This is a genomic window from Nocardioides sp. (assembly GCF_031422975.1).
GTDB lineage: Bacteria > Actinomycetota > Actinomycetes > Propionibacteriales > Nocardioidaceae > Nocardioides.
In genome coordinates this window covers 1-4,469 of sequence record NZ_JANPEO010000399.1, presented here as the reverse complement: position 1 = coordinate 4,469, position 4,469 = coordinate 1, and the positions used below count along the sequence as shown (strand labels likewise).

5 protein-coding genes are annotated in these 4,469 nt (G+C 70.8%); 3 read left to right on the top strand and 2 right to left on the bottom strand.

Annotated elements, in window-relative coordinates:
• Positions 1-1,507, top strand: a 1,507-nt coding sequence (locus tag RMO85_RS12055) for a DEAD/DEAH box helicase (RefSeq protein ID WP_310528969.1), incomplete at its 5' end; no start/stop codon positions are given.
• Positions 1,507-2,232, top strand: coding sequence for a hypothetical protein (locus tag RMO85_RS12050; RefSeq protein ID WP_310528968.1), 726 nt, complete (start codon positions 1,507-1,509; stop codon positions 2,230-2,232). The genes RMO85_RS12055 and RMO85_RS12050, both read left to right, overlap by 1 nt.
• Before the next feature lie 28 nt (positions 2,233-2,260).
• Here the strand turns inward: RMO85_RS12050 and RMO85_RS12045 are convergent, their stop codons facing one another.
• Positions 2,261-2,776, bottom strand: a complete 516-nt coding sequence (locus RMO85_RS12045) for a ferritin (RefSeq protein ID WP_310528967.1) — start codon at positions 2,774-2,776, stop codon at positions 2,261-2,263.
• A gap of 21 nt (positions 2,777-2,797) precedes the next feature.
• Positions 2,798-3,358: a TetR/AcrR family transcriptional regulator gene (locus RMO85_RS12040; protein ID WP_310528966.1), complete on the bottom strand. Its 561-nt coding sequence runs from the start codon at positions 3,356-3,358 to the stop codon at positions 2,798-2,800.
• A gap of 142 nt (positions 3,359-3,500) precedes the next feature.
• Here RMO85_RS12040 and RMO85_RS12035 point away from each other — a divergent pair.
• On the top strand, positions 3,501-4,469 hold a 969-nt coding region (locus tag RMO85_RS12035), incomplete at its 3' end, for a carboxyl transferase domain-containing protein (protein WP_310528970.1).

The window sequence follows — 4,469 nt, the reverse complement described above, 5'->3', positions numbered from 1 at the left end:
CTCCCTGCTCAGGGTCCGCGACCGGCTGCAGGCTGCCGGGACGCGCCCGCCCGTCGACGTGCCCCCCGCACTCGCCGCCACCCTCCGCGACTACCAGCGGCACGGGCTGACCTGGCTGGTCGAGCTCACCGACCTCGGGCTCGGCGCGTGTCTTGCCGACGACATGGGGCTCGGGAAGACGGTGCAGGTGATCGCGCTCCACCTGCATCGCGCCTCACGGGGCGACGACGTCGGGGGGCCGACGCTCGTGGTCTGTCCGGCGTCCCTCCTCGGCAACTGGGAGGCCGAGATCCGGCGGTTCGCGCCGGGCGTCGCCGTACGCCGCTTCCACGGCTCGACCCGGAGCCTCGCGGACGTGCACTCAGGGTTCGTGCTCACGACGTACGGCACGATGCGCCGTGACGCGGCGGCACTGGCGACGGTCGGGTGGGACCTGGTGGTCGCCGATGAGGCGCAGCACGTGAAGAACGCCCAGTCCTCCACGTCGCGGGCCCTCCGGACGATCCCGAGCGCGGCGCGGGTGGCGCTGACCGGCACGCCGGTCGAGAACAACCTGACCGAGCTGTGGGCGATCCTCGACTGGGCGATCCCCGGGCTGCTCGGGAGTCGCAACGCGTTCCGCAAGGTGTGGGCGGCGCCGATCGAGGCGGGCGTCGACCCTGCCGTCACCAGGCGGTTCGCGGACCTGATCGGGCCGTTCCTGATGCGCCGGCGCAAGTCCGACCCGGGCATTGCGCCGGAGCTGCCGCCGAAGACCGAGACCGATCACTGGCTCGGCCTCACCCGCGAGCAGGTCGTGCTCTACGAGACCTACGTCCGCGACTGCATGCGTCGGATCAAGGAGGCCGACGAGGACACCCGTCGCGGCCTCGTGCTCAAGCTGCTCACGGGGCTCAAGCAGATCTGCAACCATCCGGCCCACTTCCTCAAGCAGACCAATCCCAGGCTCGCCGGCCGCTCGGAGAAGCTCGACCTGCTCGACGAGCTGATCGGCACGGTGCTCGCCGAGGACGGCGCGGTCCTGCTGTTCACCCAGTACGTCGCCATGGCGCGACTGCTCGAGCAGCACCTCACCAAGGCCGGGGTCACGCACCAGTTCCTCCACGGCGGCACGCCCGTCGGCGAGCGGGAGCGGATGGTCGCGCGCTTCCAGCAGGGCGACACCCCGGTGTTCCTGCTGTCGCTCAAGGCCGGCGGCACCGGGCTCAACCTCACCCGGGCCGATCACGTGATCCACGTGGACCGCTGGTGGAACCCGGCCGTCGAGGACCAGGCGACCGACCGCGCCTACCGCATCGGCCAGACCAAGCCGGTGCAGGTGCACCGCTTCATCACCCAGGGCACGATCGAGGAGAAGATCGCCGAGCTGCTCGCCCGCAAGAAGTCGCTGGCCGACTCGGTGCTGTCCGGCGGCGAGACCGCGTTGACCGAGCTGAGCAACGACGACCTGCGCGACCTCGTCACCCTGCGGCGTTCGCCCGACGATGACGCGGACGGGTCCGACTGATGGCCGAGCTCGTCGGCGGGGTGACGCATCCGCGCTTCGCGCCGCGCCGTGGCGGTGCCCCGAGCACCTGGTGGAGCAAGGCGTTCCTCCGGGCGGTCGAGGAGGCTGCCTTCGCCACGGCCGAGCTCAAGCGCGGTCGCGCGCACGCGCGCGCCGGTGACGTCGGCGCGATCACGGTCGCGAGCGGCTCGTTCATGGCCGCCGTGCTCGACGGGGGCGACGCCTACACGGTGACCGGGAGCGTGCCGACGCTGGCCGCCGGCGACCTGTCGGTGCTCGTCGAGCTCATCGCGGCGGAGTCCGGGCGGATCGGCGCGCTGATGTCGGGCGACCTGCCCCACCAGTTCGTGGAGTCGGTCGAGGAGGCTGGGGTCGAGCTGTTGCCGTACGGCGGTGAGCTGGGGTCGGCCTGCACGTGCGAGACCTGGCTGGACCCCTGCCCGCACGCGCTGGCCGTGCTCACGCAGCTCGCCTGGCTGATCCAGCGCGACCCGTTCGTGCTCTTCCAGCTTCGCGGTCTGGCCCGCGACGAGGTGCTGGCGCGGCTGCACACACTGAGCCGGGCACGCCCGCCATCCCCAGACGCTGCGGGCGGAGCCAACGGTCCGAGCGTCCTCGACCACCGCTCGGACGATGCCGCCGACGACCCCGTCGACGATCTCGCCATCGCCGAGGAGGCCGCACTCCGAGCGGCCCGCGAGCTCGCGCAGCTGCTGGCCGAGTAGGTGTACCCGGCCGGGTCTCAGGCCGGTCTCAGGCTGGGGGCTCCGTGGTCGCGACCGGGCGGGAGCCGAGCTCCTCGTCGAGGCGCAGCAGGCCGGGCCCGTCGTCGTTGATCATCCTGACGCGGCCGATGATCTCGTTGACGGTCGACTCTTCCTCGATCTGCTCGGCGAGGAACCAGTTGAGCAGGGGGCGGGAGTCGAGGTCGCCCTCCGACTCGGCGGAGCGGTAGAGGTCGCGGATGGAGGCCGAGACCTTCTCCTCGTGCGCGAGCGCCGCCTCGAACGCGTCGAGCACGGACGTCACCGTCACCTCGGGCGCCGTGGTGCCACCGATGAGCGGGTGGTTGTCACGGTCGGCCACGTGGTCGATGAACTTGTTGGCGTGGACGATCTCCTCGTCGGCCTGGTGGCGCAGCCAGGCAGCCATCCCGGGCAGGTCCCTCAGCTCGAGCTCGATGGCGAGCTGGCGGTAGACGAGGGAGGCCTGGAACTCCAGGGTGATCTGGGCGTTGAACGCCGCTTCGAGATTCGCGCTGAGCTTCATGCGGCCGAGCCTAATGGCTGGTTATCGAGGCTCCGGGGGCAGCAGTGCACCCAAGGCCATGCTGCGCAGAAGGTCGTGCATCTGACCGTCCGGGAGCAGCCCGCTGTGCGGAGTGGAGTTGAGCAGTCCGAACGCGGCGTGGGCCATCGCCCTCGCCCGATCGGTGCGCAGACCCCTGTGCACACGCCTGAGCTGCGCGGCCCACACGTCGACGTAGGCCCGCTGCAGGTCCCGAACGCGCTCGCGAGCCTCCGGCGGCAACGACGACCAGTCCCGGTCCTGGACGACGATGAGCGCGCGGTGCGCCAACGAGAACTCGATGTGCCACTCGACCAGCGCCTCGATCGCGGACAGCGTGTCCGGTGAGGCCTGGGCGCGGGCCGTGCCTCCGGCCAGCAAGCGCTCGCTGATCGAGACCAACATCTCGGCGAGCACCGCGTCCTTGCTCGGGAAGTGCTTGTAGAGCGCCGGCCCGGAGATGCCGCACGCCGCGCCGAGCTCGGCCACCGAGACCCCGTGGAAGCCTCGGCGCGCGAACAGTTCGGCAGCGATGTCGAGGATCTGCTCGCGCCTGCTGCTCACGGCTTGAGGTTAGCGCCCGCTAACCCCCGAGTCGGCGCCAACCACCCGACTCGGCCGTGCATTAGCGCCGACTCGGCACTGGACGCGACAGGTTAACGATCGCTAACCTGCCGTGGTGACCCCCGAATCCAGCACTCCCACCATGCGCGACCTGGTCGACGACCTGCGCGCGCGCCTGGCGCTGGTGCGTCAGGGCGGCTCGGAGAGTGCACGTGCCAAGCACTCGGGGCGCGGCAAGCTGCTGGTCCGCGACCGGATCGACCGGCTGCTCGACCCGGGCAGCCCGTTCCTCGAGCTGAGTCCCCTGGCCGCGACCGGCATGTACGGCGCTCCCGGCCAGGACAACGCGGTGCCTGCCGCCGGGATCGTGACCGGCATCGGACGCGTCGAGGGCCGCGAGGTGGTGATCGTCGCCAACGACGCCACCGTCAAGGGCGGCACGTACTACCCGATGACGGTCAAGAAGCACCTGCGCGCCCAGATGGTCGCGAGCGACAACAACCTGCCCTGCATCTACCTCGTCGACTCCGGCGGCGCGTTCTTGCCGATGCAGGACGACGTCTTCCCCGACCGCGAGCACTTCGGCCGGATCTTCTTCAACCAGGCCAACCTGAGCGGGCGCGGCATCCCGCAGATCGCCAGCGTCATGGGCTCGTGCACCGCCGGCGGCGCCTACGTCCCGGCGATGAGCGACGAGTCGGTGATCGTGAAGAACCAGGGCACGATCTTCCTCGGCGGCCCGCCGCTGGTGAAGGCGGCGACCGGCGAGGTCGTGACGGCCGAGGACCTCGGTGGCGGCGATGTCCACGCCCGCACCTCCGGCGTCGTCGACCACCTCGCCGACGACGACGCGCACGCGCTGCGGATCGTGCGCAGCATCGTCGCCACACTCCCCAAGCACGCGCGCGAACCGGTTGAGGTCGAGGAGCCGCACGAGCCCCCGGAGTCCCTCTACGACGTCGTGCCCACGGACACCCGCACGCCCTACGACGTCCGCGAGGTCATCCGTCGCATCGTCGACGGCAGCCGGATGCACGAGTTCAAGAAGCTCTACGGCGAGACGCTGGTGACGGTCTTCGCGAAGATCCACGGCTACGACGTCGGCATCATC